The following is a 24,051-nucleotide window of genomic DNA, read 5'->3' on the forward strand; positions in this document are numbered from 1 at the left end:
AAAAGCGTGAACCAATTAGGTCGCAAGCGATCCATGCACCCAACACAGATCGTAGTTATTGCGTTCGGTGCGGCAGCAATTGTTGGCACCCTGTTGCTTTTGCTGCCCATATCAACATCCGCCGGCAATAGCACAACACTGGTCACCGCATTTTTCACTGCCGTTTCGGCCGTTAGTATTACCGGCTTGACCGTTGTAGACACCGCAATCCACTGGTCTGGTTTTGGCCAATTCGTGATTTTGATTTTGATTCAACTCGGTGGTCTTGGAATCGTTGCCTTTGCGACTTTGCTTGGTTTGCTAATTTCTGGTCGTATCAGCCTTAGAGATCGAATGAACACCTTGTCCGAGGCCAAGATTGTTGGTGCAGACAACGTTTCTAAATTGCTCGGCCGAATTCTGCTGGTTTACTTTGGTTTTGAGCTAGTCCTAGCTACTTACCTAAGCATTCGATTGCACTTCAGCTACGGCGAGGAAGTCCTTCGTTCAATTTGGCACGGTACTTTTCACGCGATTTCAGCTTTCAATAATGGCGGTTTTTCGCTATACACCGACAGCATGATGGGCTTTAGTCAGGACATGTTCTTCATCGCACCGGTGATGTTGGCTGTGATTGTTGGAGGACTTGGGTTCCCGGTTCTAATTGAGCTTCATGAGCGGCTATGGCGCTTGCGATTGCAGCCGGGCGGAAAGGCAAAGCGCTTTAGCCTCCACACCAGGCTTACTCTCTGGATGACCATTTGCTTGATCGGCCTAGGGGCACTTTTCATCGGGCTACTTGAGTGGAATAACCCTGGAACCTTGGGAGGCTTGAACACCTGGGACAAAGTGGTCAACACCTTGTTTTCGGCCGTCATGCCGCGCTCGGGGGGCTTCAACTCGATTGACATTTCTATGATGGACCCAGCCACCTGGCTGGGTATTGACCTATTGATGGTTATCGGCGGTGGTTCAGCATCTACCGCCGGAGGCCTCAAGGTGACCACGATTGCCGTTTTGATCTTTATTGTTTACACCGAAATTCGCGGTGAGACTGCGGTGAACGTTGGAAACCGCCGGTTGCCCCGCTCGATTCAGCGTCAAGCTCTTACTTTGGTGGCACTGAGCACGACGGCGATTTTGGGCACGACCTTACTCTTTGCCGCGACGACTGACTTCTCACTCGACGAGATACTTTTCGATGTGGTGTCCGCTGCCGCGACGGTGGGACTTTCAACCGGTATCACCGCTGAGTTACCGGCCTTCCACCAGTTCTGGTTAGCATTTTTGATGTTTATTGGTCGGTTGGGACCGGTTGTTGTTGCGTCAGCACTTGCTCTTCGAATCACAAAGAGGCACTATGAATTACCAAAGGAAAGGCCCCTAATTGGCTAAAGAGAAAGCAAAGCGACGTATTCTGCACACAAACGTCATCGTTATCGGCCTGGGTCGGTTCGGGTCTTCGTTAGCAAGAGAGCTAGTCCGAACCGGACACGAAGTTCTAGGTGTTGATACCGACGAGAAGCTGGTTCAACAAATGGCGCAAGAACTTACTCACACCGTCAAGGCCGACTGCACCGATGAAGCCGTATTGTCCGAGCTTGGCATTCAGGAGTTTGACGCTGCCGTCGTGGCAATCGGCGCAGATATCGAGGCCAGCATTTTGACCACCTCGTTGCTGTTGCAGCTCGGTGTTCCAAACGTCTGGGCGAAAGCTAACTCAAAATCTCACGGTCGCATCTTGGAACAACTGGGTGCTCACCACGTTGTCTTCCCAGAGTATGAGATGGGCAAGCGCGTCGCACACATGGTTTCTGGAGAGTCCCTTGACTATGTCCCCATCGACAATGATTTTGTGATGATCAAGTCGAAGGTTCCGGAGTCATTTCACAACAAAAACTTGGCGGAGCTCAAAATCAGAACTAACTACGAAGTGACAGTGGTTGCGGTGACAAAGGGCGATGGTAAATATGCTCCAGCATTCCCCGAAACAGTTCTTGAGTCAGGCGATCAAATAGTTGTTGCCGGCCAGGTGGAGCCGTTGAACAAGTTCTGCCGGGTTATTTAGGCAGCGCTTGAATTCGTCAAAAGCTCTCAAAAGCTCACTTTTTTGGCTGTCCTTGTTGCTTGCCATGCTGGTCAGTAACTTTTTTTACCAGACTACTTACCCACTAATTTTCGTAGGGGCCGCACTGGCGCTTGGGCTTTCCGGGCTGACTATTTGGAGTGGTTCTAGAATCTCCGGCAGCGTCGTGCCGGTAAAGCTAATGGTGGTTGCCGGCGTTGCTGCGTTCATGTATGCGCAGGCTCTTGATGTTGCCTACTCCTTGGCCTTTGCACCGATGGGTAATCGCTTTGATATGCCAATTGAAGTACTAGTTTTTGGTCTTCTTTTCTGGGTCTTTGCGGTTATTGCCAGAACCTTTGTTTTTAGACCTCAGCAACAAAAATAGTCCGACTGCGGCCAGAGGTATTGATGCCCAGAGCAACCAATACAAATACCCAGGCGTCTTAGTCTCAACCGCTAGCAATTCTGGATCGTAGGGGTTGGCGCACTCCGTAAATAGATAGTCCGGGTCAGCGATGTAGCCGGAATTATTTTCAACTACGAAGCTGAAACTTCCCGAAATTGGATGCCCGTCCCCGGAGACTACTCGCCAGCCAACTTCGTAGGTGCCAGGGGTGTCAATATCGGCCCGGGCAATCGCGGTGCGGGCATCTATTACTGCGCAGCCGTTATTTACTGGATTCTGATTCGAATCAAGAATCACAATTTCGGAGCCTGCTGAGTTATCTAGAGATATCAGATCATCGCTGAAGGACAGCTTTACTTCAGCTATACCGGCTTCCAGAATCTGTCCGGGCTTGGGCTCTTGATCCACAAGCTGCTCGTGAGCGTTTGCCGGAAGAGCTGTCAAGGTGAGAGTGGTTGCTAGGGCCAACATGGAGGCTGCGAACAATCTAAACTTCATGGGTAAAGCTTAGGCGGTTGAGATGAAGCAAGCACTAATCGGGATCGGTTCGGGCCTAGTTGCAGGTTCCCTGGCGCTGGGTCTTATGTTTTTGGGTCCGCTTAGCCAGCCCAATGAGGAATCTGAGCGGATAGCCAGCCAAACTAACGCGCCAGAGGCGACGGTTTCTGCTATGCCAGTTGAAAGCGAGCCAGAACCCACTGTTCCTGAAATCATCCAGTGCTCGGTGTCGGAACTGGAGGATGCCGCTGAAATTTTGTTGCTACAGGCTCAGGTGATTGATGCTTCAACCGGTGAGGTGTTATTCGACCGCGGAAGCGGTTCTGCTGCTAGGCCCGCATCGGTTATGAAACTTTTTACAGCGGCTGCCGCCCTCGAAACTCTAGGCCCGGACTATCAAGTTACGACCAGGGTCTATCAGGACATCTCGGAGCCTGGAAAAATTTACCTGGTTGGAGCTGGCGACCCGACTCTTTCTAGGACAGGAATCAACCAAAATTCGGTTTATAAAAAAGCTCCAAAGCTTGTCGATCTTGCCGCCCAGATATTGAAGGTTTTGGGTCAGGAGCCAATAACGGAAATAGTGCTTGACGCCTCTTTGTATGGGGGAGCGAAGGGTGAATACCAAAGCGTTTGGGATTCTCGCGGCATCACCAATGGCTACATGTCGCCGGTTTCCGCTCTTCAGGTGGACGGCGATAGAGCGAACCCAGCCGCCAAGGAGTCTCAGCGCTCAATGGACCCGGTCATTAGGGCCGGAACTTGGTTTCAAGAAGCCCTTGGCGTAGCTGCGACAGATGCAGTGATTACCAAGGGGCTGGCACCAGCAGATTCAATACAAATTGCGGCCGTAAAATCTAGGCCAATCAGCGAGTGGATCGACTACATGCTAATTGTTAGCGACAACACCTTGGCGGAGGCACTTGCAAGATTGGTTTCTCTTGATGTCGGTCTAGATGGAACTTTTGATTCTTTGACTGAAAGCTACAAGCGAGCCCTCAGGGGCACCGAGCTGAATCTTCAAGGCTTAATAATTGAGGACGGATCAGGGTTGTCCAAGTACAACCAAGCCTCTCCCGAACAAGTAAATAATCTTCTAAAGCTCATTGATGCCGGCTACGGAGACTTTGAGATAATTCTCGACGGAATGCCAGTGTCCGGAACACCTGGATCATTAAGCTACCGATTTGAAGATGCGGTCGGATCAATCACGGCAAAGACCGGTTGGATCAGAACGGGGTATACGCTCGCTGGCTTCCTGGACACCCCGGATAAGTCGAGGCTTATCTTCACTGTCTACAACTTGGGTGATGTGACCGCCAGCAACCGTGAGGCCATGGACGATTTGGTCATGGGCTTTTATGATTGTGGCTCAACGCTAGTAAATAGATAGCTGGTGACAGATGTCCTCCGAACAGAGAAAAAGGTGACAAGAAAGCAAGATGGCTAAAGCATTATTGGTAATCGACGTTCAAGTCGATTTTTGTGAGGGCGGTGTCTTGGCCTGTGCCGGCGGGGCAATAACCGCCAAGAGAATTACCGAACACCTAGAAAGCAATAAAGGTGCTTACGACTATGTAATTGCCTCAAGAGATTGGCACAAAGCCAACAATGAAAACGGTGGCCACTTTGCGGCAAAAGACGAATCTCCTGATTTCAAAACCAGCTGGCCGGAGCACTGTGTTGAAGATGAACTGGGAAGTCAGTACCACGCGAACCTAGACACCAGCCTTATCGACATCCACATAAAAAAAGGCCAAGGAGCAAACGGTTACTCAATCTTCGAGGGCATCGATGATGCCGGCACCAGCTTCCCTGATCTGGTCAATGACCTTCAGATTACTCAGGTCGATGTTGTGGGGATAGCTACCGACTACTGCGTGCTCGCGTCCTCGATGGATGCAAAGAAATTTGGGCTAGCAGTCAGGGTCATTACCGGCCTCACCGCTGGGGTTTCTCAAGACTCCACTGAAAATGCGATCGATGACATGGTCGATCGGGGAATCGAAGTAAATCCCGTCTACGAAGCAAATTAGCTTTCTCTGGTTGCTCCGGCGCTCGCGGAGACCGTAAATACGTTTGGTAGGCCAAACCCAGCACCGGTGAAGGCAGCCTTGACAGCCCTTTCTAGGCTGGGTAACAGGTCTTTATTGATGGCTGCAATCGCAGCGCCTCCAAAGCCGCCACCGGTCATTCTGGAGGCGATTGCGCCAGTTTTTAGGGCAGTTTGAGCTGCCAGGTCTAGTTCTGGGATGGAAATCTCGAAATCACCTTGCATTAAGACGCGGCTTGCTTCAAAAATTGGGCCGATCTTGACAATCCTGCCCAGAGAATCCAAAAGCTACAGCTATGAAATTAGAAGTCGCTAGAGGCCAGATCTTTCTCGTCGGCTTCTAGGGCGGCAATCAACCTTGCAACCACGTGTTCAGTGGTCATTCCAGCTGGAAAGTTCGGAGCCTGTCCAGCAATCGCTCTTGATGCCAAACCGGTTTCGGTGTGACCGGGCCTTGCAGAAATTACTCGGATTCCTTCGCGACGCCATTCTTTACCGAGTGCGGTTAAGAATCCATGAACGGCGGTCTTTGAGCCGCAGTAAGCCGCCATGCCCATCATCGGGGTTTCTGCGACCACTCCGGTGATGTTCAGTACGAAAGGTTCGTTGCCAGCCTCCGAGGATTCTTTGAGTTTTCCAAACAGCTGAGAGATTAGCTGAATAGGCCCTTGGGAGTTCACAGCCGTTAGTCGCTTGCTGGTCTCGACTGTCAATTCACTGACTGGACCAAACGCAACCACACCACTGGCATTGATGATTCCGTCAACTTGGCTGGCAGCAACCAGGTAATCGGTCAAAGTTTGAATTGAGTCTGGCTCTTGATAATCAAGCAGCAATCTAACTTCAGCCTTGGCAGGGATAGCGCCCGCAGACTCGTTGTTAGTGGCAGTGCCAAGCACTTTTGCGCCCTTTGATGAAAGCACGTTTGTGAGTTCTGAACCAAGTGCACCTGAGGCACCGGTCACCAATATAGTTTTTCCTGAAAGTTCCATAGGGAAAGCTAACACCAATGCGGCTCGCGGTATTTCGATGAACCAGATGAATTTCTCACAGGGGCCTAAACTTGGGCGTCGTAGCACCGTTTCTAAAAAATCCTGAAGGGGATTTCATGTACAAATCAGTTTCGCTGATGGTGATAGCAGCACTTGCCTTGACTGGCTGTGCAGCGGCATCGGCATCGGAATTTGCGGCAGACGGCAGTTGCGATGGCGCTCGGGTGACGGTGAATTTTGCTGGCCTTGGCCAAGATGTTTCTAGCTGCGTCTTAATCAGTGGCGATGCGGCCACCGCTAAAGAAGTATTGTCCGCTGCAGGTGTCTCCACCGAGGGCACTAAGGCTTATGGCGATATGGTTCTTTGTCGCGTGAACGGTGTTCCAGGTAAGAACCAGCAGATTGTGATTTCAGGTGGCGAGCCATACGTGGAAACTTGCCAGGAGCTACCGGCAGCATTTGCCTACTGGGGTTTTTATCTCCGAGCATCAGGAACTACCGACTGGGTATTTGCTCCGGAGGCAGTGACAGATCTTTTGGTTAGACCTGGAGACTCGATTGGCTTGGCCTTTTCATTAGGTGGAACAGCGCTAAAGCCGACAGACTAGCAAGCACGGTCAAGTAAAGGAGTCACACATTGAGGCGAATCGGCATTTGGGCTTTGGTGGCAGCAACACTTGGTCCAATTCAAAACGTTCTTGGCTGGACCATTTCAGGTTCACTGGTTCCTGGCTACGACCCAATTGCCAAAACAATAAGCGACCTTGCGGCAGACGATTCTCCCGTGCAGATTATTCAGTCGAGTTTCTTTCTGTTTGGTTCGATGCTGACGCTCGTCGGTGCGTGGCATGCTAAAGCTTTTTCTTTGCCCGGACGGCTCGCTCTTGCCGCAGCTGGGCTTGCCGGCTTCGGTTACACATTCTTCTCAACCCCTTCCCAAGACAGCTCCTCTTATTTGCACGTGTTGTTTGCAACTTTTGCCTTTGTTTTATTTTCGGCGTGGCCACTTTTGGCAATGCGCTTTGACAAGCGATACCACTGGAGCATTAGACCGGTTGGTGCGATTCCAGCGACTCTAATTATGGGGATCACCACTTTGTGGTTCCTGCTTACGTGGCTGGAACCGGGGCAACCGATTGTTGGCTTATCGGAGCGTGTCATAGCAGTCATGCAGGTGCTGTGGTTGTCAGCTGCTATTTGGTTGCAGTGGTTGCACCAAAAAAAGGCTGACGCGCAGCTTGCCACAAGCTAGTTCTAATTGATTGAAAGCTGGCCTTAGTCTTTTACTGTGATAACCGCAGGAATCGACCTAGCCGCAGAACCAAAGGGCACCGCCTTGGCTCTCATTGAATGGAGCGAAGGCTCTGGCAAGCTACTAGACCTTCAGGTCGGTGTTGATGACAGAGTCATAGTTCAGGGCATTTCTAATGCCGAGAAAATTGGCATCGACTGCGCACTGGGGTGGCCAATGGAATTCGTAGATTTCGTCTCGAACCATAATGACCCAAACGCTAAAAGCCACCAGGTAGAGGGCGGCATGGATTGGCGTCGACGCCTTTCTTACCGAGAGACCGACAGAGCGGTTCGCGCTAGAACAGGCAGATGGCCACTGAGTGTTTCTACCGACCGACTGGGGCTCACTGCGATGAGGTGTGCGGGTCTTTTAGGCAGACTTGAAAAAACTGGAATACAGATTGACAGATCTGGTGCCGGTGTAGTGATCGAGGTTTACCCCGGAGCGACTTTGAGACTTTGGGGTTTTGACACCTCCGGTTATCGAAAGTCCATTGACGAACGTAAGAGACTACTGGGCCAAATTCTTGAGCAGGCCAATTGGCTAGACGCTTCTTTGTTTGAAGACCTAATGCTTGAATCATGCGACGCGTTTGATGCAGTGATAGCCGCCCTTGCAAGTAGAGCGGCGTTTCTGGGCCTATCCGAGCCTCCGACTCAAAGCCAGATGCCTCAGGCTCGTATCGAAGGGTGGATTGCGTTGCCGGTCTGCAATATAACGGAGCTGGTGGTACCTGGTCGGAGCTAAATAGGCGGCGTTGGATTCGAGCCGACGGACCACCCCGTTCGTTAGCTATCTAATGGCTTTTGAAGAGCAGGGAATTCCGTTCTAAGCGCCAAAGTTGACCCCCAGATGAAGATTGTTCGGCACCTGGCATACGCGATTCCCGTCCTTTTGCTGCTCGTCGGCTGCGTTCAACCCCAAGCAGCAATCGTTTCGGAGCCTGAAACACCCACGGCAGAAGCCCAACCCGAACCAACTCAGAGCGAAGCTCCCATGATTGAGGGCGGTCCCATTGAGTGCGATGCCAGCCTCCAGGAAGGCATCGAGTCCACTGTCAACACTCAGACCTCGGCCTTTGCAAGTGACGACTTTGAGCTTGCGTACTCGTTTGCCTCACCATCATTTCGGTCGAGCGTGACACTAGAGGGCTTCGTGGAAATTATTGCTGGGAGTTATGGGCCGCTAATCAAGTCTTCGGAGCTTATTTTTAGTGACTGTATGGTTGATTTAGGCTCCGGACTAGCGCTAATTGATGTTCGGTTTCTGCAAGCAGGAAATGACGTTTATGGCCTCAGGTATCTAATGATTGAAACAATGGATGGCTGGCGAGTCCAGGGCGCCAGCAACCTTCAGGTGGTTGGAGAGGGCACCTAGGAAGGTCAGCTCATGGTTGCACCGGCGGCGACTTCACGCAGCCGCCTGCACAAGTCCTCAAGGACTTAGTGAGAATCGGCTGGCTGAGAGACTAATTTGAGTTTTCAAAGCTAAGTTTGTTCGGGAGGGTTGTTATCGATAAGCCGATAACCCCCGTGAATAGAAGCTCAAGTAATTAAGGGAGAATGACAATGGCACAAAAAGCGCAAAAGCCCCAGAAAAACACCAAGAAGGCCCCTGCGAAAAACTTGAAGGAAAAAAGACTGGAAAAGCAGTCCAAATCAGAAAGCAAAAAGCGCTCCGAATAGAGCCGCTATTAGCCTCTTAGTGCCCATGTCGGGCATAAGGCACTGAGAATTCACCAAGTCTGGTAGGCCCCGTCGGATTCGAACCGACGACCCACGGATTAAAAGTCCGTTGCTCTAACCAACTGAGCTAGAGGCCCCTGCAGCTTGCAAGTGTAACAGCCGATTAGCTCAAGATGTCTTTAGTCGTGAACCTTGAATAGGCCAAAGCTCCAAAGACAGCGATGTATCCAAGTTGCAATAGGGAATTACTAGCAAGTGAACCAAGCTCAATCGGCTGTCTTAGCAGATCCGCGAAGCTCAGCCAATAGTGAGTAAAGAGCCATTCGTGGAGCCAAGAAAGCTGTGGCAAGTTATCAAGAATTTGGCTTACGCCCGCTAACACAACTGTTGCAGCCATTGCGCCGACTGGGACCGTGGTCAGAGTTGAAACAAATAATCCAATTGCCAGTAGCCCGCTCATTGAGATCGCGGTGTATATTGCGACAAGCGCCATGCGACCGATTGATTCCGCCAGGGAAATTTGATCGCCTGACAACAAGGTGACCGGGCCAATTGGGAACAGAATCGCCCCGATAATGCCTCCGGCGAGCATCAGCGTAAAGGTGCCGGCAAGTGCGAAGACGATTGTTCCTAGGTACTTGACTACGAGGAGCCTTAGCCGACCCACCGGAGCAATCAGCAGGTATCTGAGTGTGCCCAGGCTCGCCTCTCCGGCAATAGTGTCTCCGGCAACAACGGCCATGGTGAGTGGTAAAAATAACGGGAGTGCCAATAGGGTCGCGGTGAAGCCAGTGAAGAGACCGTTTTGGGTCACTCGATCAAGAAAAGGGGGGCCTTCGCCTGGAGCAAGCTGCTCAGTTGTTAGCGCAACCGCCACGGCCAACAAGATTGGTATTAAAGCAATTGCCGCAAGCATCGCCCAAGTGCGGCGTCGGGTGAACATGACTCTTAGCTCTGAGCGCATCAAAGAAAGACTTAGGGATTTAGCGAACAACTTCAAACCCCTCTCCGGTTAGGTTGACAAAGTATTCTTCCAAACTTGGTTGCTCTAGGCGGATCTCGCTGACCATAAATTTCTTCTTGACCAGCAGTTGGTTCAAGCTTGCAACATCAAAGTCACTTGGAACTGGAGCCACCACTCGATCCGGCTTCAGGGAGAGTTTTGTCAGTCCTTGAGTTTTTAGAAAATCAACCAGCTCGTCAATACGATCGGCCTTCAGGACCAGTCTGGTTTGGGACTCATTTCTCAGTTCCGCCAAACTGCCCTGCGCGACAATCTTGCCGGCAGTCATAACAGCCAAATGACTGCAAAGTTGTTCGATCTCACTCAATAGATGGCTCGAGACAAATATCGTGATGCCCTCGGCGGCCAGAGAGCGAATAAGGTTTCTAACCTCTCTGGTTCCTTGTGGGTCTAGGCCATTTGTTGGTTCATCAAGAATCAGAATCTCTCTTGGTTTTAAAAGTGCGTTGGCCAGGCCCAGGCGCTGCTTCATGCCTAGTGAGTAAGCATGAACTTTTTTCTTAGCGGCGTTGGTGAGACCAACCCGCTCCAAGGCAGCATCGACTCGCTGCTTCCGCGTGGATGCAGTTGAATTACGGTCGGCCGAATCAATTCTTATTAGGTTGTTGCGTCCTGACATGTAGGGATAGAAGGCCGGGCCTTCAACCAGGGCGCCAACCTTCGGCAGGGCGTGCTCTAGTTCTTTTGGAATCGGGTGACCGAGAAGTTCTATTTCACCTTTGGATGCAGCGGCCAGACCCAGAATCATGCGGATTGTTGTTGTCTTGCCTGAGCCGTTGGGACCCAAAAAGCCAAACACCGATCCCTTTGGGACGCTTAGGTCGATGCTTGCTACTGCTTTTTGGGAGCCGAACTGCTTAGTAAGAGAGCTGGTTTCTATTGCCAGCTCAACACTCTGGGGCATATCCTCTATTTCGAGACGCTGAGCAAGTACTCAATAGTGACGGCACCCATGTAGACCTCGCCGGAGTCAGTCAGAAGGACATTCACAAGCGCACTTGAGAATACTTTGCCGCCTGGAACCTCGGTTAACATGTCTGCAAATAGCTCAGTAGCCATTAGCTCTGCTGGGACATCCGCTGGAAGAGCTGGCAGGTAAACAACGCTTCGCCAGTCCTCACCAATAACTTGAGGCTTCGCTGCATCTTTAAATGTTGCCTCAAGCTCGGCTTCTAGGTTGCTACTGTCCTTATCGGCGTAGCCCTCTAGATCGCTTGAGTCCAAAGTTGTTACCACTGTGCCAGCCGGTGGAGCGAATTCAAATAGTGAAGCATCAATTGGGCCGAAGCTAATTGACTCAAAGCCTACGGAAAATGCAGCTTCCGACTGCTGAGTGGAGTAAATTTCAACCCGCAATGGAAGTCCGGTCTCAGAGTCAACCGAAATCTCAGCGCGCTCAACCAATGAAGCGTCTGCGTCTGGGCTAATCAATAGCTGGTAGGCCGAACGTCCCGCGACGCTGTGGTCCTTACCGACTTCAACCGTGCTGGTTTCATCAATCATGTCGACTAGGTAGTTCGCAATTGCCTCCGGGCTACTTAGGTCTAGCGCGATTGATTCTGCGTAGTCAAGAACTTCCTTTTCGGCAGTTGCCTGCTTCGCAGGATCGATTTCCATGTCTATGGTTCCAGTTGATGCGGTGGCGGTTTTGGCGTCATAAATCCAGAACTCATCGCCGTTGACAATCAAGTCTCGCTGAGACATTGGATCTAAAATCTGGGCCCGCATCTTGTCTTGGCCAGAAACATAAACTCTCACATTGTGAGTGCCGGAGACTAGCTCCATTGCCTGGGTCAAAGCATTTGATTCAATAACCGCTGGCACAAAATCGGCGAATTCAGCTGGCATCTTCTCTGCCATCTCATCCGCCATGTCCTCACTCACCATGGAGCTGAACTCCAAGGAAGGAATACCCATGTCGCTGACCTTCACGATTGTTCCGGAAAACTCCAGGACCTCGCTCTTTTGCATCAGCACCATAACTTCGGATGCGCTTAGGTCCGGAAGGTCAACAGCGTTGGCCTGAAGCGGAACCGCGACAGCACCCAGTGCAATTACAGCTGGAACCGCTACGGATGGTATCCATCGCTTTGAAATGCGCATCTCTAATCTCCCTGAAAGTTGGTAGTTATAACCCTAGGTTTTATAACTTGAAGTTAGCTGAGAGTGTTCCCAATTAACAAAGTTGCTTAGTTACTAAATTTTGAGTCATAACCCCAACATCAAGGCACGTTACGCCCAGTTGGCGTCAATTACACTCGGGTTTTCAGGGTTGCGGTCCTGAGAGCCCCAAGGCTGCTGGTATTCAGTGGACATTAGGTCCAAGAACAACTTGGCGTCGAATTCTTCGGGTCCACGAACTCCAGTGGCCTTCCAGTCACCTCGCGAAAGTAGCTCTAGAGCAACTACCGGAACCAAGGCGGTCTGCCAGACCACGGCTTGAGCGTTGTAGTTTTTGCCAGTCCAGCTGGTGTCTGCCACGTGGTAGAGGTAGGTAGCTCTTGGCTTACCATCGAGGCCCTTACCTGTAACCAAGGTTCCTGCACAGGTCATACCGGTCATCGAATCAACCAGGGAAGCTGGGTCGGGAAGTACTGCAGCCACTAGATCTCTTGGGGCAACTTCGACTCGACCGGATTTGGATCTGACCGAAACCGGCTCAGTCTTGTCGAGACCAAGAGCGTGCAGGGTCTGCAAGACGCCGATGAACTCAGTGCCAAGGCCGTACTTGAAGCGAACCTTTTGAGCATCCATGGTGCGGGGCAACATGTTTACTTCTTCGTGCTCAACGTTTACGCACTCGATTGGTCCGATGCCTCCTGGGAACTCGAACATTGCTGGCTCGCTAAATGGTTCGGTTGTGAACCAGCCGCGATCTTTCTCCCAGATCAGTGGAGGGTTCAAGCACTCTTCGATGACGGTCCAGATCGAGAACGATGGGGCGAAAATCTCTTCACCCTGCTCATTCTTCACAACTAAGTTGCCACCATCCAAGATGCAAATTTCATCAACTTCACTGAAGAGGTGATCCGCTGCGTAGCGCGCGAAAATGTTAGAAATACCTGGCTCTGCTCCGGTTCCGATTAGAGCCAGTAGGCCGGCTTTTTCAAACTCAGCGTGCTTGTCGTATTGCCAATCACCTAGTTTTTCGGCTGGGGTGTTGAACGGGTCTGTCTTGTGAACGTGGCTCAAGCTCATCGCCATGTCCATGTAGTTCACGCCTGCCTTTAGAGCTCCGTCAAAGATGCTCTGGACAAACTTGGGCTCGACCGCGTTCATGATGTGAGTTGCGCCGACTTCCTTGGCCAATGCGGCCACCTGGTCTGCGTCACTGGCATCAATCTGTGCAGTTTGGAACTTGTCTGCAGCTTCCGGTGAGTGCTCTTTTACCCAAGCAACGCTATTTTCAGCACGTTGAATGTCGTAGTCAGAGACGATTAGTTTTTCAAAGAAATTACGATCGGCAGAGATCTTGACGATTGCATCGCCAACACCACCTGCCCCTATGAGCAAGATACGCACGGATTTTCACAACCAAACATGACCGATTCGAAGATTCGGGCCCAGTCCTTGCCCTCATTCACCGGTAGGCGCAAGCCTCTGTGGCGTCACTGCTAGTAACTGCGCCTTCACCTAATGAACTACGTTCCTAATTATGGCGCTTGCTCTGAAAATAAGCGACTTTGATCAAAACTTTCTAAGCAAGCTGGCGAATTGGTATCACTAGTGGCGTCTTGCCGACCGGATCATCGATCACGCGAGCCAAAATCCTAAATGCATCAGCCAAGTTGTTTGGGGTTATGACCTCGTGTGGGGTGCCCTGCGCAACTATCGAGCCGTCCTTGAGGATAACGATGTGATCTGCAAATCGGGCCGCAAGGTTTAGGTCGTGAATCACAGCAACGACTGTCATCCCGCGTTCGCGCTTCAAAGAAGACAAAAGATTCATAACCTGAAGCTGGTGACTGTAGTCAAGGGAGTTAGTGGGTTCATCCAGTAGCAGCACTGCAGGGTTTTTCACCAGCGCTGCAGCTATCACGGCACATTGTCGGTAACCCGATGAGAGCTCTCCTACTTTTTTGTCTCTGACTCCACTAAGTGAGGTTCGCTCCAGAAGAGTTTCGATTTCTTCTTTGAGCCTTGGAGACACTCGTGAGATTTGGCGGGCTGCAGTTGCCGATCTTGCTACCAAATCAAAAACAGATTCCTGATTCCTAGCCGCCGGGATTGCGGCAAGAAACCCAATGCTTTGGTTTATCTCAGCCTTTGTGAGTGCAGTGATTGAGATGCCGTCCAGCAGCACAGCCCCGCTTGCGGCTGGGATTTTTCGAGCCAAAGCCTTCAGTAGCGAAGTCTTTCCGGCACCATTCGGTCCGATAATTGCCGTGACAGAACCCTTACTAATTTCTAGGTCAAGGTTTCGGATCACCTGGTCAGCGGAGTACCCAGCACTTAGTGCCTGCGCGGCCAACTTCGACTCTGGTTTATACATTCCTAAAGCTTAGTTTTTGTGGAACCATTCGGTCGCACCTAGGGCTCTAAGCCAGCTTGAATATTCGGCTTGACGATTTGTCCTTGGGCTGAAAGTTTCTTGAGTCGGATTCAAGTTTGCAATTTCTGATTGGCTTCTCCAAATTCCCGCCCCTAGTCCGGCCATCAAGGCAGCTCCAAGACCGGTGGACTCCAAGTTGCTGGCGCGCAGCACATCTTTGTTAGTGAAATCCGACTGGAGCTGCATGAGCAGATTGTTGGCAGCGGCACCGCCATCCACCTTTAAGGCAGAGATCTTTATTCCGATGTCCATTTCCATCGCATCCAGCACTGCCTTGACCTGAATGGCAATAGCCTCAAGGGTCGCAAACGCAACATGCGCATCAGTGGTCGCGCGCGTTAGCCCAAAGAGCGAACCACGGATGTCCGGCTGCCAGAAAGGAGCGCCCAGGCCCGTGAGTGCAGGCATAAGAATCACCCCATCGGATGATGAAACTTGGTTCGCGAGGTTTTCGATATCTGGCGATTTATCGATAATGCCAAGACCGTCTCTTAGCCATTGCACTGCCGCGCCCGCCGCGAACACGGGGCCCTCAATTGCGTAGGTGGCTTTTCCGCTGTCATCCTGCCACGCGACAGTTCCGAGCAATCCGCGAGTACTTTTCACAATTTTTTCGCCGGTGTTGGTAAGAACAAAAGCACCAGTTCCGTAGGTCGCCTTTGAATCACCTTCCTTGAAGGCTAACTGACCAAAAAGTGCGGCTTGTTGATCACCCGCGTTGCCAGTGATTGGAACGCCAAGGCCGAGAAAGTGCTCCGGGTCTGATTCGGCGAGGCTCCCCCAACTGGGCGTGATTGCTGGCAGGGCTTTTTCCGGTACATCAAAAACTGCGAGCAGCTCCGGATCCCATTCGCAGGTCTCTAGGGCCATTAGCTGGGTCCTGGAGGCGTTGCTTGCGTCAGTCACATGCGATTTTCCACCGGTTAGTCTTGCAATTAGGTAGCTATCGATAGTTCCAAGAGCGAATTGACCACCTTGAACACCAGACCAAACCTCTGGTAGGTTTCGCTGCCACCACAAAAACTTGCTCGCCGTGAAGTACGGATCAATGTTTAGGCCAGTGCGGGCTCTGATCCAGTCGTCCTGGTTTTGCTGGTCTAGCTCCTCTTTGAAAATACTGGTTCTTCGGTCTTGCCAAACTATTGCCCTTGTTGGAGACGTCAGGGCTTTTCGGTCCCAAATTACGGCCGTTTCCCTCTGATTAGTAATGCCGATGCATCGAATGACCTGATCAGTTTCAGACAGAGCTATTTTTGTGGCTGCAAGTGTTGCGGCCCAGATCTCTTCGGGGTTGTGCTCTACCCAGCCAGACTGCGGAAAGTACTGGTTAAATTCTTGGTAGCCGCGGGAAATTATCCGCCCCTCGTTGTTCACCACGAGGGCCGTTACTCCAGTAGTACCGGCATCAAGCGCCAAAATCGACATGAAGTTCCTCCATTCAGCCAATGAGCTTTCATAAATGACTCTATTTTTTTATGATTTTAGTGTGGGCAAACAAAAGCAAACGAAATCGAACAAAAACGATCATTACGATGTTGCGATTATTGGAGCAGGCATAAATGGAGCAGTCGCCGCTGCAGCCGCCAGCGCGGCTGGCCTTAGGGTTTTGGTTGTCGACAAGGGCGACATTGCCAACTTCACTTCCCAAGAATCTAGCAATCTAGTTTGGGGAGGTATCAAGTATCTGCAGACCTATGAGTTTGGTTTGGTTATAAAGCTTTGTTTGGCTAGAAATCGACTCATGCGGAATTACCCGAATCAAATTCGCCAGATTGGATTTCTTGCTTCACTTGGTCCAACAGCGCCGTTCGGGAGACTGTTGGGGACCTTCGGGACACTTTTTTACTGGGGTATTGGATTCTTCGGCACCAAAGCGCCGGCTAGTTATTCGGCAGTGGCAGCCAAGCGACTGGAGCCAAATCTCATTTCCGGTCGAACTGCAATTAAGTACTACGACGCTCAGCTTCCGGACAATGACTCAAGATTTGTTTTCGACTTTATTCGTCACGCCATCAAGCACGGCTCGGATGTGCGAACCTACACGACCCTTGATTCTGCAACTCATGATGGAACACTCTGGGCGCTAAAGCTATCCGGCTCGGGCGCGACGACCGTGAGCGCTACGACCGTGATCAATGCAACTGGCCCATTTGCCAAAGAAGTATCGGAGATCCTGGGCTCCCCTACTAAGGCGGGGCTAGTTATGTCCAAGGGTATACATCTTGTGCTTGATAGAAAGCTCACCGATACCTATCAAGCTCTTGCTTTTTGGGACGAGCAAGAAAGATTGTTTTATGTCTTACCAATGGGGGACAGGTCAATGGTCGGTACCACCGACACTCGCGTTAAAGATTCAAAAACCGTCGTAACCAAAGAAGATCGAGATTTTGTTATCAAGCAAATAAACGCCCAGATGGAGCTTGAAACACCAATCACTCCCAAGGACGTCGTGTCGGAAAGGTCTGGGGTTCGGCCACTCGTGGTCGCCGCCGGAGACTCGGGGGATGTTCAGGACTGGCACCAATTGAGTCGTAAGCATGTTGTCGAGGTTGATAAAGAGCTATCTGTGGTGACTATCTTGGGCGGAAAGCTAACGGACTGTCTGAATGTGGGGCAAGAGATGGTGCATGAGCTCTCAAGGCTTGGGCATAAGGTAAAGAAGCTAAAAAACTGGTTCGGAGAGGGCTCTCAAGTCCGAAAAGAAGAGTTTTATCAACTAGTTGAATCTCGGTCCGACCAAAAATCCTTCGAAAGGATTGCCGATGGGATCTGGCGGCGTCACGGCGCAGCTGGGTTTGAAATTGCTGGAGAAAGTCAGCTAACCGAGTTGATAGAGGGCCTCGGCATCACCGAGCAAGAAATTCGTCACATTGTCATAGCAGAAATGATAACCACGCGTGAAGATTTACTTCGCAGGAGGCTCCCGTTGAAGATGTCACGCTCAGACAAAGAGCTGGCAGCCAATAAGCCGCTAGAAAAACTACTCGTGGAGCTTGGCCTCTAGGGGGATTACCGGCTCAGTTTTCGTGGGCCACTCAACAATAAGCATTGCGGTCAGCATCACCGATCCACCGATGACCATCGCAGTTGTAAGGGGTTCTTGACCAAGCCCAACTGCCAATATCGCCGTGAAAATGACCTCGCTGGTAATTAGCAATGCCACTCGGGCAGGATCAATCAAAGTCTGGGCCCAAGTCTGAACCCAAAACGCGATCACGGTGGAAAGTAGGGCTGTGAAAAGAACTGCGAACCATACTTCCCAGTTCGGCGGCGGCTGGTAGCCATCGACAAGCGCAAAGCCCCAGCAGACAATTGCTGCGAAGCTGATTTGAATCATTGCGATTCTGTATGAGTTTCTTCCATGACCAAATTTGCCAAGAAGCAAAATATGAATGGCGAAGAATATTGCGCAAACAACTAGCCAGATTTGCCCAAGTTGAAATTCGATGTTGGTAGCCGCGCCCGAGAAAACGGCCAGTCCCACGACTGCGAGCAGCACTCCGACAATTACGCGGACTGGGAAGCGCTTGCGTGTGAAAACCCAGGCAATGATCGGCGTGAATACAACATACAACCCCGTGAGAAAACCACTGGTGGCTGCAGTTGTGAGGCTTAGACCAATAGTCTGGGTTATGAATCCAAAAGCCAGCACAATCCCAATTAGCGAGCCGAACTTCAGATCTCCCGGTTTCATGGCCAGCGAAAGTCTTGGTCTCATTGCGATCATGGCGATCGCAGCAATCGAAAATCTAGTTGCGAGAAAGTCCATGTATGGCTGTTGTTCAATGGCGTCCTTCATCAGAACAAAGGCAGCACCCCATACAAAACCAACGCCCAACAGGGCAATGACTGCTAGGCGGGTTTTAGGCACTAGCAAATCCTAGCTGGTGACGGGCTTTCTACTTTTGCCGCCACTTAGCTTCTTAGCCATGGAGGGGAACACGATGCCATGCATGAATGAAACGAGCCACCAGTAAGCGTGCCCAGCAAGTCCGTGCGGGTGATAGTAAGCCTTTTGAACGAGCAAAGTTTTGCCGTCGCCTAGTTCCGAGACTTCAAATTCCAACCACGCAAGTCCAGGCATCTTCATTTCGGCCCGAAGCCGAAGCAAGTGCTGTCTTTCAATCTTTTCAACTCTCCAGAAGTCAAGAGCCTCGCCCTCCATGAGAGTTTTTGGGTCACGACGGCCCCGTCGAAGACCAACTCCGCCAACCACTAGATCCATAAGCCCGCGTAGCTCCCAGGCCCAGGTGGCAGTTGAATATCCGTTCTTCCCACCGATTGCCTCGACTCGACCCCAAACTTCACCGACCGAGTCAGTGGATACAAATTCCCGATGATCAACATAAAGCGACCCGCCAGCCCAGCTCGGGTCCGTTGGAAGCGGTTCTGAGGGAGTGCCTGGAAAAGATGCGTTACTCCATCTGGTTTCCACCTCAAGGTCTTTTACTCGAGTTAGCGCGAGGCCAACAGCGCTCTTGAAGTCAGTCATGCCCCCCACGGCCTCGGGGATTAAATCCCGAATGCTGTTGTCTCTTGCAACCACATCGTGCTTTAGGGATGCCACCAGGCGCTTAGCGAGGGTTACTGGCACCGGGGTGACAAGCCCAACCCACCCCGATGCAAGCCTCGGGGTTAGAACTGGAAGCGGAATGATTATCCTCTTGCGCAATCCAGCCACCTGGGCATACACCTGCATCATTTCTAGGTAGGTGAAAATATCCGGACCACCGATGTCGAAGTCTTTGTTCAATTTTTTATCTAGGGTTGCAGCACCTACCAAATATCTAAGAACATCCCGGATAGCAATCGGTTGGATTTTATTTAGTAGCCACTTTGGAGTGACCATAAACGGCAAGCGCTCGGTTAGGTGCCGAAGCATTTCGAACGAAGCAGATCCGGATCCGATAACTACCCCTGCTCGAAGCTCAATTGTGGGAACCCCAGACCCTCGAAGGATTTCACCAGTTTCTTCCCTAGCGGACATGTGCGGCGAAAGTTCGAAGTCGTTTGAAATCATGCCACCCAGATAAATAATTCTGGTGACATTTTTTTCCTTGGCCACCTTGCCAAAAACCTCGGCTAGCTCGCGCTCCATAAGTTCGAAGTTTTTGTCGACCATTAGGGCGTGAAGTAAATAATATGCCAGGTCGATGCCCTCTAGTGCCTGAGCCAACACAGTCGGGTCGGTGGCGTCGCCCACCACAACCTCGACATTTTTCTGCCATGGGTAATCAGTAATGCGCCGAGGATCCCGGACTAACACCCGAACTTTGTAATCGTGGGCCAAGAGCTCGCGAATCAAGCGGCCGCCAATATATCCGGTTGCTCCGGTAACAAGTACCTTGGCCGGCTTCCCACTTTTATTCTTGAGGGTTGCAAGATCTGAGGTTACGGTTTTTATCATTAAAAAAACAACCTACTACCGACCGGTTTTGTTTCTAACCGAAGCGACCAGAAACGTAGTCTTCGGTCTGTTGCTCGGTTGGGTTGGAGAAAACCTTTTCGGTTTTGTCGTATTCGATTAGCTTGCCCGGCAGTCCGCTACCCGCAATGTTGAAAAACGCGGTCATGTCAGAAATTCTTGAGGCCTGCTGCATATTGTGAGTGACGATCACAACGGTGAAGTGTTCCTTTAGTTCTACCGCTAAATCTTCAATCGCAGCAGTTGAAATTGGGTCGAGTGCTGAAGTTGGCTCGTCCATCAAGATAACGTCTGGTTCCACCGCGATGGCCCTGGCGATACAAAGCCGCTGCTGCTGACCACCTGAGAGCCCAGAGCCTGGCTTTTCTAGGCGGTCTTTGACCTCATTCCAAAGGTTCGCTCCCACAAGCGCTTTCTCGGTAATTTCCTCTGCCTCAGCCTTTGACATCCTGGAATTATTCAGCTTGTATCCAGAAAGAACGTTGTCCTTGATGGACATTGTTGGGAATGGGTTTGGTCGCTGGAACACCATTCCGACTTGCCTGCGCACTCGAACTGGATCAACATCCGGTCCGTAGACATCTTCGCCGTCCATAAGTAGTTGGCCCTCAACCCTTGCGCCTGGGATCACCTCGTGCATGCGGTTCAGGGTTCTAATAAGAGTTGATTTCCCGCAACCGGAAGGACCGATAAAGGCGGTGATGGCTTTGGGCTCAATCACCATGCTCACGTCCTGGACGGCCAAGAAGGCCTTGTAATAGACGTCCAGTGACTTCAGTTCAATGCGTTTTGACATTCTTTATCCCTTCGGAGAAAAGTACTTGCTTATTAGTCGGGCAACGAGGTTTAGGACCATGACGATAAGCATCAACGTTAGAGCTCCAGCCCATGCCCTATCCAAATAGGCCTGCATGTCCACACCTTGGTTGGCGTAGGAAGTGTAGACAAAAACAGGAAGTGTCATCATGCGCTCATTTAGCGGGTTGTAATTCATGGAAGCCGTGAATCCCGCGATCAATAGAAGCGGAGCGGTCTCTCCGATTACTCGAGCGATAGCTATCATGATGCCGGTTGCAATACCCGCAAGCGAGGTGGGAAGAACAACTTTTAGAACTGTCAGCCACTTTGGAACCCCAAGCGCGTAGGCCGCTTCTCGAAGCTCGTTGGGAACGATCTTCAGCATCTCCTCGGTCGCTCTGATGACAACCGGAATCATCAACAGGCTCAGGGCAATAGCTCCGCCAAGACCCATTCTGACTCCAGGTCCAAAGAAGATTACAAAAAGCGCATAAGCAAAAAGCCCCGCCACAATCGATGGAACCCCGGTCATGACATCAACAAAAAAAGTGACTAAACGAGCGACTGTTCCGCGGCCATATTCCACGAGGTAGATGGCAGCCATGATTCCGATGGGCACTGAAATAAGGGTTGCTATACCGGTTATTTCGACGGTTCCGATGATTGCGTGAAGTGCTCCGCCACCTTCGCCGACAACATTTCGCATCGAGAAAGTAAAGAATTCAGCATCGAATCTTGCAACTCCCTTGGTTACGACCGTGTAGGCAAGAGACAAAAGTGGAATCAGCGCAAGTGAGAAGGCTGTGGAAACCATGATCGTCACCAGACGATCGGTTGCTTTTCGGACCCCCTCGATAACCCTGGAAATTACATAGATAGCAACTGTGAAGCCAAGAAGTCCAAAAATTGCAACCGGAATAAAGTTGATTGCAGCACTGTCACTATCCGATGCAATCAAGACCTGCAGGCCAAAAGAGGCCAAGAAAAAGCTGACTAATAATGTTGGAGACAGCCACTTTGGTAGGTCTTGGGTTCCTCGGAAGCTTGAATTTAGCTGCGTTGTCATTAGTTGGCCCCCGAGAATTCTGCTCTGCGGCTAATAACCCAGCGGGCAATCATGTTGACAACCATTGTGATCGCAAACAGGACCAGCCCAGTCGCAATCAAAAGGTTCGTGTAATTACCGCCAGCCTCTGGAAACTGGAGGGCGATGTTGGCGGCGATCGTGTTGGAGTTCGTCGAGGTCAAAACTGCGAATGAGACCACGGCCGCAGGTGACAAAACCATGGCGACCGCCATGGTTTCACCAAGTGCTCGGCCTAGGCCGAGCATTGCTGCTGAGATGATTCCCGGGCGACCGAATGGCAGCACTGCCATCTTGATCATTTCCCATCTGGTTGCGCCAAGTGCAAGAGCTGCTTCCTCGTGGAGCCTGGGGGTCTGCAAGAAGATTTCGCGAATGAGCGCGGCCATGATCGGAAGGACCATGATCGCTAGCACGATACCCACCGTCAGCATTGTTCTTCCAGTGGCAGACACCTGCCCAGCAAACATCGGAATCCAGCCCAAGTTCGCATTTAGCCAATTGAAGGTCGGGCTTAGAAATGGCGCCAGTACCAAGATTCCCCAGAGGCCGTAAACCACCGAAGGAATTGCTGCCAAAAGATCTACTGCGTAACCGAGAACCTGGGCAAATCTGCGATTAGCAAAGTGTGAAATATAAAGGGCGATTCCAACTGCCAGGGGAGTTGCAATCGCCAATCCAATAACCGAGGCATAAACGGTGCCAAAAACAAAAGGAAGAACGTAGCTAAAGAACCCCTCAGAGGCTGCGTCGATTGGCGGTCCGGTAAATGCCGGAACTGACTGTGCGAACAAGAAGGCTGCGACAGTGGCAAGAGTTGCAAGGATGCTGACACCTGCGAAAAAAGCTAGGTTCGCGAACACGACATCGCCGAGGCGTCGAACTGCCTTCGGCTTAGTGTCGGTCATTATTTCCTCTACTTATTTGTATGGGTACAAAGTTAGTAAATAAAACCCGGCCTAGGAGACCTAGGCCGGGTTCTATTAACCTAATGTTCAGTTACTTGATTGCGTCAATGATGGCCTGTGCCTTTGCACGAAGACCAGCAGAGATTGGTGCATTTCCAGCTGACGCCGCAGCTGCGTTCTGTCCTTCTTCTGAAACTAGGAATGAAGCCCAGGCGCGAACTAGTTCTGCCTGTGCGTCATCCGCGTAGTCGTTGCAACCCATTAGGTAGCTAACCAAAACGATTGGGTAGGCACCTGATGCTGTGGTGTTGCGGTCAATCTTGGTTGCCAAGTCGTATGACTCGCGTCCTTCGACTAGTGGTGATGCGTCAACTACTGCAGCAGCAGCTTCGGCTGAGTATGAAACGAAGTCAGTTCCGACCTTTACTGCAACGGTTCCAAGGTCACCGGCGCGTGATGCGTCTGCATAACCGATTGTTCCGTTACCACCGGTAACTGCCGAGACAACTCCCGAGGTGCCCTGTGCACCCTCGCCACCGTACTCAACTGGCCACGCTTCAATTGCACCCACGGTCCAGACGTTCTCTGCAACCTTTGCTAGGTAGTCAGTGAAGTTCTTCGAGGTACCAGACTCGTCAGAGCGGTGTACCGCTGTGATCTGTAGTTCAGGAAGAGCTACGCCTGGGTTTGCAGCGGCGATTGCTGAATCGTTCCACATTGTGATCTCGCCAGCAAAGATGCCAGCAACAGTTGCACCCTCCATGTTTAGGCTCGAGATACCATCAAGGTTGAAGATAACTGCGATCGGAGAAATCCAGATTGGGAACTCCCACGGCATTGTTCCAACTTCGCAGCTTGGGAAGGCTTCAAGTAGTTCTTCGTCTTTCCAGTACGAGTCGGAACCGGTGAAGGAAGTTGCACCCTCCATGAACTGAGCACGACCGGTACCAGAACCGGTTGGGTCATAGTTCACGGTCACACCCGGGTTTGCAATCTGGAAAGCGGCAATCCACGCTTCTTGACCAGCAGCCATTGAAGATGCGCCAGAACCGTTTAGGGTTCCGGTTAGCTCAACAACTGTTTCTGTTGATCCGGCGGCAGCGCTTGTTGGGGTCTCTACGACCGATTCGTTAGCTGCACAGCCTGCTAGCACCAAGGTGCTGGCAGCAGCCAGGGCACCAAGCTTGAGAATGTTGTTCATGTATTACCTTTCCTTATGGGTTTTGTTAGGCGAGAGCCAAGTTAGAAAGGGAATACAAACTTGGCTTGTAAACCAAGTAAACAG

The 24,051-nt window shown here is 51.2% G+C and carries 25 protein-coding genes and 1 tRNA gene; 10 read left to right on the forward strand and 16 right to left on the reverse strand.

Annotated features, from left to right (window positions below):
• Positions 1–6 precede the first annotated feature (6 nt).
• The 3 genes from IMCC13023_RS00515 to IMCC13023_RS07130 are packed head-to-tail and all read left to right on the forward strand — an operon-like array spanning position 7 to position 2,432.
• A complete protein-coding gene (locus IMCC13023_RS00515; RefSeq protein WP_249859666.1) occupies positions 7–1,374 on the forward strand; it encodes a TrkH family potassium uptake protein in 1,368 nt (455 codons plus the stop codon).
• On the forward strand, positions 1,367–2,047 hold the full coding sequence (locus IMCC13023_RS00520) for a potassium channel family protein (protein WP_007540131.1): 681 nt from the start codon (positions 1,367–1,369) through the stop codon (positions 2,045–2,047). Before IMCC13023_RS00515 ends, IMCC13023_RS00520 begins: the two co-directional genes overlap by 8 nt.
• A gap of 7 nt (positions 2,048–2,054) precedes the next feature.
• Positions 2,055–2,432 (forward strand): hypothetical protein, encoded by a 378-nt coding sequence (locus IMCC13023_RS07130; RefSeq protein WP_040324707.1) that lies wholly within the window; start codon positions 2,055–2,057, stop codon positions 2,430–2,432.
• Here IMCC13023_RS07130 and IMCC13023_RS06925 read toward each other — a convergent pair.
• Positions 2,355–2,951 carry a copper resistance CopC family protein gene (locus IMCC13023_RS06925; protein ID WP_007540133.1) on the reverse strand — a complete coding sequence of 199 codons (597 nt, stop codon included), beginning with the start codon at positions 2,949–2,951 and terminating at the stop codon, positions 2,355–2,357. The two genes, IMCC13023_RS07130 and IMCC13023_RS06925, sit on opposite strands and share 78 nt — an antisense overlap.
• Before the next feature lie 22 nt (positions 2,952–2,973).
• Between IMCC13023_RS06925 and IMCC13023_RS00535 the strand changes: the two genes are divergently transcribed.
• Together IMCC13023_RS00535 and IMCC13023_RS00540 are read left to right on the forward strand one after the other, a co-directional pair.
• Complete coding sequence (locus IMCC13023_RS00535; RefSeq protein ID WP_007540135.1) at positions 2,974–4,344, forward strand: D-alanyl-D-alanine carboxypeptidase/D-alanyl-D-alanine-endopeptidase; 1,371 nt, start codon at positions 2,974–2,976, stop codon at positions 4,342–4,344.
• Between the two features lie 49 nt (positions 4,345–4,393).
• The gene (locus IMCC13023_RS00540; RefSeq protein WP_007540137.1) at positions 4,394–4,987 is read left to right on the forward strand and encodes an isochorismatase family protein; all 594 of its coding nucleotides are present in this window, start codon (positions 4,394–4,396) and stop codon (positions 4,985–4,987) included.
• Here IMCC13023_RS00540 and IMCC13023_RS00545 read toward each other — a convergent pair.
• Positions 4,984–5,289 (reverse strand): hypothetical protein, encoded by a 306-nt coding sequence (locus tag IMCC13023_RS00545; protein WP_040324708.1) that lies wholly within the window; start codon positions 5,287–5,289, stop codon positions 4,984–4,986. The genes IMCC13023_RS00540 and IMCC13023_RS00545 overlap by 4 nt on opposite strands.
• A gap of 17 nt (positions 5,290–5,306) precedes the next feature.
• Entirely contained in the window at positions 5,307–5,996 is a 690-nt protein-coding gene (locus tag IMCC13023_RS00550) for an SDR family NAD(P)-dependent oxidoreductase (RefSeq protein ID WP_007540142.1), read from the reverse strand.
• 116 nt (positions 5,997–6,112) lie between these two features.
• Between IMCC13023_RS00550 and IMCC13023_RS00555 the strand changes: the two genes are divergently transcribed.
• The 4 genes from IMCC13023_RS00555 (at position 6,113) to IMCC13023_RS00570 (ending at position 8,667) form a co-directional block, all read left to right on the forward strand.
• Entirely contained in the window at positions 6,113–6,604 is a 492-nt protein-coding gene (locus IMCC13023_RS00555) for a hypothetical protein (protein WP_007540143.1), read from the forward strand.
• Positions 6,605–6,633: 29 nt separating this feature from the next.
• Complete coding sequence (locus IMCC13023_RS00560; RefSeq protein WP_007540145.1) at positions 6,634–7,248, forward strand: DUF998 domain-containing protein; 615 nt, start codon at positions 6,634–6,636, stop codon at positions 7,246–7,248.
• Positions 7,249–7,284: 36 nt separating this feature from the next.
• On the forward strand, positions 7,285–8,037 hold the full coding sequence (locus tag IMCC13023_RS00565; protein ID WP_007540146.1) for a DUF429 domain-containing protein: 753 nt from the start codon (positions 7,285–7,287) through the stop codon (positions 8,035–8,037).
• 105 nt (positions 8,038–8,142) lie between these two features.
• A complete protein-coding gene (locus IMCC13023_RS00570) occupies positions 8,143–8,667 on the forward strand; it encodes a DUF4864 domain-containing protein (protein ID WP_007540147.1) in 525 nt (174 codons plus the stop codon).
• Between the two features lie 368 nt (positions 8,668–9,035).
• Here IMCC13023_RS00570 and IMCC13023_RS00575 read toward each other — a convergent pair.
• The 7 genes from IMCC13023_RS00575 to IMCC13023_RS00605 all read right to left on the reverse strand — a co-directional run bounded on the left by IMCC13023_RS00575 (position 9,036) and on the right by IMCC13023_RS00605 (position 15,976).
• A tRNA-Lys gene (locus IMCC13023_RS00575) sits at positions 9,036–9,112 on the reverse strand.
• A 26-nt stretch (positions 9,113–9,138) separates the two neighbouring features.
• On the reverse strand, positions 9,139–9,969 hold the full coding sequence (locus IMCC13023_RS00580; RefSeq protein WP_349643720.1) for an ABC transporter permease: 831 nt from the start codon (positions 9,967–9,969) through the stop codon (positions 9,139–9,141).
• Positions 9,959–10,903, reverse strand: coding sequence for an ABC transporter ATP-binding protein (locus IMCC13023_RS00585; RefSeq protein WP_007540150.1), 945 nt, complete (start codon positions 10,901–10,903; stop codon positions 9,959–9,961). The genes IMCC13023_RS00580 and IMCC13023_RS00585 overlap by 11 nt, the downstream gene beginning before the upstream one ends.
• 5 nt (positions 10,904–10,908) lie before the next feature.
• Positions 10,909–12,102: a LolA family protein gene (locus tag IMCC13023_RS00590; RefSeq protein WP_007540151.1), complete on the reverse strand. Its 1,194-nt coding sequence runs from the start codon at positions 12,100–12,102 to the stop codon at positions 10,909–10,911.
• Between the two features lie 129 nt (positions 12,103–12,231).
• Positions 12,232–13,521, reverse strand: coding sequence for a saccharopine dehydrogenase family protein (locus IMCC13023_RS00595; protein ID WP_007540152.1), 1,290 nt, complete (start codon positions 13,519–13,521; stop codon positions 12,232–12,234).
• Positions 13,522–13,696: 175 nt separating this feature from the next.
• Positions 13,697–14,491 (reverse strand): ABC transporter ATP-binding protein, encoded by a 795-nt coding sequence (locus tag IMCC13023_RS00600; RefSeq protein ID WP_007540153.1) that lies wholly within the window; start codon positions 14,489–14,491, stop codon positions 13,697–13,699.
• A 9-nt stretch (positions 14,492–14,500) separates the two neighbouring features.
• Entirely contained in the window at positions 14,501–15,976 is a 1,476-nt protein-coding gene (locus IMCC13023_RS00605; RefSeq protein WP_007540154.1) for an FGGY family carbohydrate kinase, read from the reverse strand.
• Positions 15,977–16,037: 61 nt separating this feature from the next.
• On the opposite strand from IMCC13023_RS00605, the gene IMCC13023_RS00610 reads away from it, so the two are divergent.
• On the forward strand, positions 16,038–17,555 hold the full coding sequence (locus tag IMCC13023_RS00610; RefSeq protein WP_040324745.1) for a glycerol-3-phosphate dehydrogenase/oxidase: 1,518 nt from the start codon (positions 16,038–16,040) through the stop codon (positions 17,553–17,555).
• On the opposite strand, the gene IMCC13023_RS00615 is transcribed toward IMCC13023_RS00610, so the two are convergent.
• From IMCC13023_RS00615 to pstS, 6 genes are all read right to left on the reverse strand, one after another.
• The gene (locus IMCC13023_RS00615; RefSeq protein ID WP_007540156.1) at positions 17,532–18,422 is read right to left on the reverse strand and encodes a DMT family transporter; all 891 of its coding nucleotides are present in this window, start codon (positions 18,420–18,422) and stop codon (positions 17,532–17,534) included. The two genes, IMCC13023_RS00610 and IMCC13023_RS00615, sit on opposite strands and share 24 nt — an antisense overlap.
• Before the next feature lie 9 nt (positions 18,423–18,431).
• Positions 18,432–19,958, reverse strand: a complete 1,527-nt coding sequence (locus tag IMCC13023_RS00620) for an SDR family oxidoreductase (RefSeq protein ID WP_007540157.1) — start codon at positions 19,956–19,958, stop codon at positions 18,432–18,434.
• A gap of 34 nt (positions 19,959–19,992) precedes the next feature.
• Positions 19,993–20,772, reverse strand: coding sequence for a phosphate ABC transporter ATP-binding protein PstB (gene pstB, locus IMCC13023_RS00625; RefSeq protein WP_007540158.1), 780 nt, complete (start codon positions 20,770–20,772; stop codon positions 19,993–19,995).
• A 3-nt stretch (positions 20,773–20,775) separates the two neighbouring features.
• The gene (gene pstA / locus IMCC13023_RS00630; protein ID WP_007540159.1) at positions 20,776–21,840 is read right to left on the reverse strand and encodes a phosphate ABC transporter permease PstA; all 1,065 of its coding nucleotides are present in this window, start codon (positions 21,838–21,840) and stop codon (positions 20,776–20,778) included.
• Complete coding sequence (gene pstC, locus IMCC13023_RS00635; protein ID WP_007540160.1) at positions 21,840–22,766, reverse strand: phosphate ABC transporter permease subunit PstC; 927 nt, start codon at positions 22,764–22,766, stop codon at positions 21,840–21,842. The genes pstA and pstC overlap by 1 nt, the downstream gene beginning before the upstream one ends.
• A 91-nt stretch (positions 22,767–22,857) precedes the next feature.
• Positions 22,858–23,967, reverse strand: coding sequence for a phosphate ABC transporter substrate-binding protein PstS (pstS, locus tag IMCC13023_RS00640; protein ID WP_007540161.1), 1,110 nt, complete (start codon positions 23,965–23,967; stop codon positions 22,858–22,860).
• Positions 23,968–24,051: the final 84 nt, after the last annotated feature.

Origin of the sequence: Candidatus Aquiluna sp. IMCC13023 (genome assembly GCF_000257665.1) — a bacterium.
GTDB lineage: Bacteria > Actinomycetota > Actinomycetes > Actinomycetales > Microbacteriaceae > Aquiluna.

Coding starts and splice junctions, on each gene's coding strand:
- IMCC13023_RS06925 (WP_007540133.1), bottom strand. CDS start 2,951: ATGAAGTTTAGATTGTTCGCAGCCTCCATGTTGGCCCTAGCAACCACT.
- IMCC13023_RS00535 (WP_007540135.1), top strand. CDS start 2,974: ATGAAGCAAGCACTAATCGGGATCGGTTCGGGCCTAGTTGCAGGTTCC.
- IMCC13023_RS00540 (WP_007540137.1), top strand. CDS start 4,394: ATGGCTAAAGCATTATTGGTAATCGACGTTCAAGTCGATTTTTGTGAG.
- IMCC13023_RS00550 (WP_007540142.1), bottom strand. CDS start 5,996: ATGGAACTTTCAGGAAAAACTATATTGGTGACCGGTGCCTCAGGTGCA.
- IMCC13023_RS00555 (WP_007540143.1), top strand. CDS start 6,113: ATGTACAAATCAGTTTCGCTGATGGTGATAGCAGCACTTGCCTTGACT.
- IMCC13023_RS00570 (WP_007540147.1), top strand. CDS start 8,143: ATGAAGATTGTTCGGCACCTGGCATACGCGATTCCCGTCCTTTTGCTG.
- IMCC13023_RS00585 (WP_007540150.1), bottom strand. CDS start 10,903: ATGCCCCAGAGTGTTGAGCTGGCAATAGAAACCAGCTCTCTTACTAAG.
- IMCC13023_RS00590 (WP_007540151.1), bottom strand. CDS start 12,102: ATGCGCATTTCAAAGCGATGGATACCATCCGTAGCGGTTCCAGCTGTA.
- IMCC13023_RS00600 (WP_007540153.1), bottom strand. CDS start 14,491: ATGTATAAACCAGAGTCGAAGTTGGCCGCGCAGGCACTAAGTGCTGGG.
- IMCC13023_RS00605 (WP_007540154.1), bottom strand. CDS start 15,976: ATGTCGATTTTGGCGCTTGATGCCGGTACTACTGGAGTAACGGCCCTC.
- IMCC13023_RS00620 (WP_007540157.1), bottom strand. CDS start 19,958: ATGATAAAAACCGTAACCTCAGATCTTGCAACCCTCAAGAATAAAAGT.
- pstB (WP_007540158.1), bottom strand. CDS start 20,772: ATGTCAAAACGCATTGAACTGAAGTCACTGGACGTCTATTACAAGGCC.
- pstA (WP_007540159.1), bottom strand. CDS start 21,840: ATGACAACGCAGCTAAATTCAAGCTTCCGAGGAACCCAAGACCTACCA.
- pstC (WP_007540160.1), bottom strand. CDS start 22,766: ATGACCGACACTAAGCCGAAGGCAGTTCGACGCCTCGGCGATGTCGTG.
- pstS (WP_007540161.1), bottom strand. CDS start 23,967: ATGAACAACATTCTCAAGCTTGGTGCCCTGGCTGCTGCCAGCACCTTG.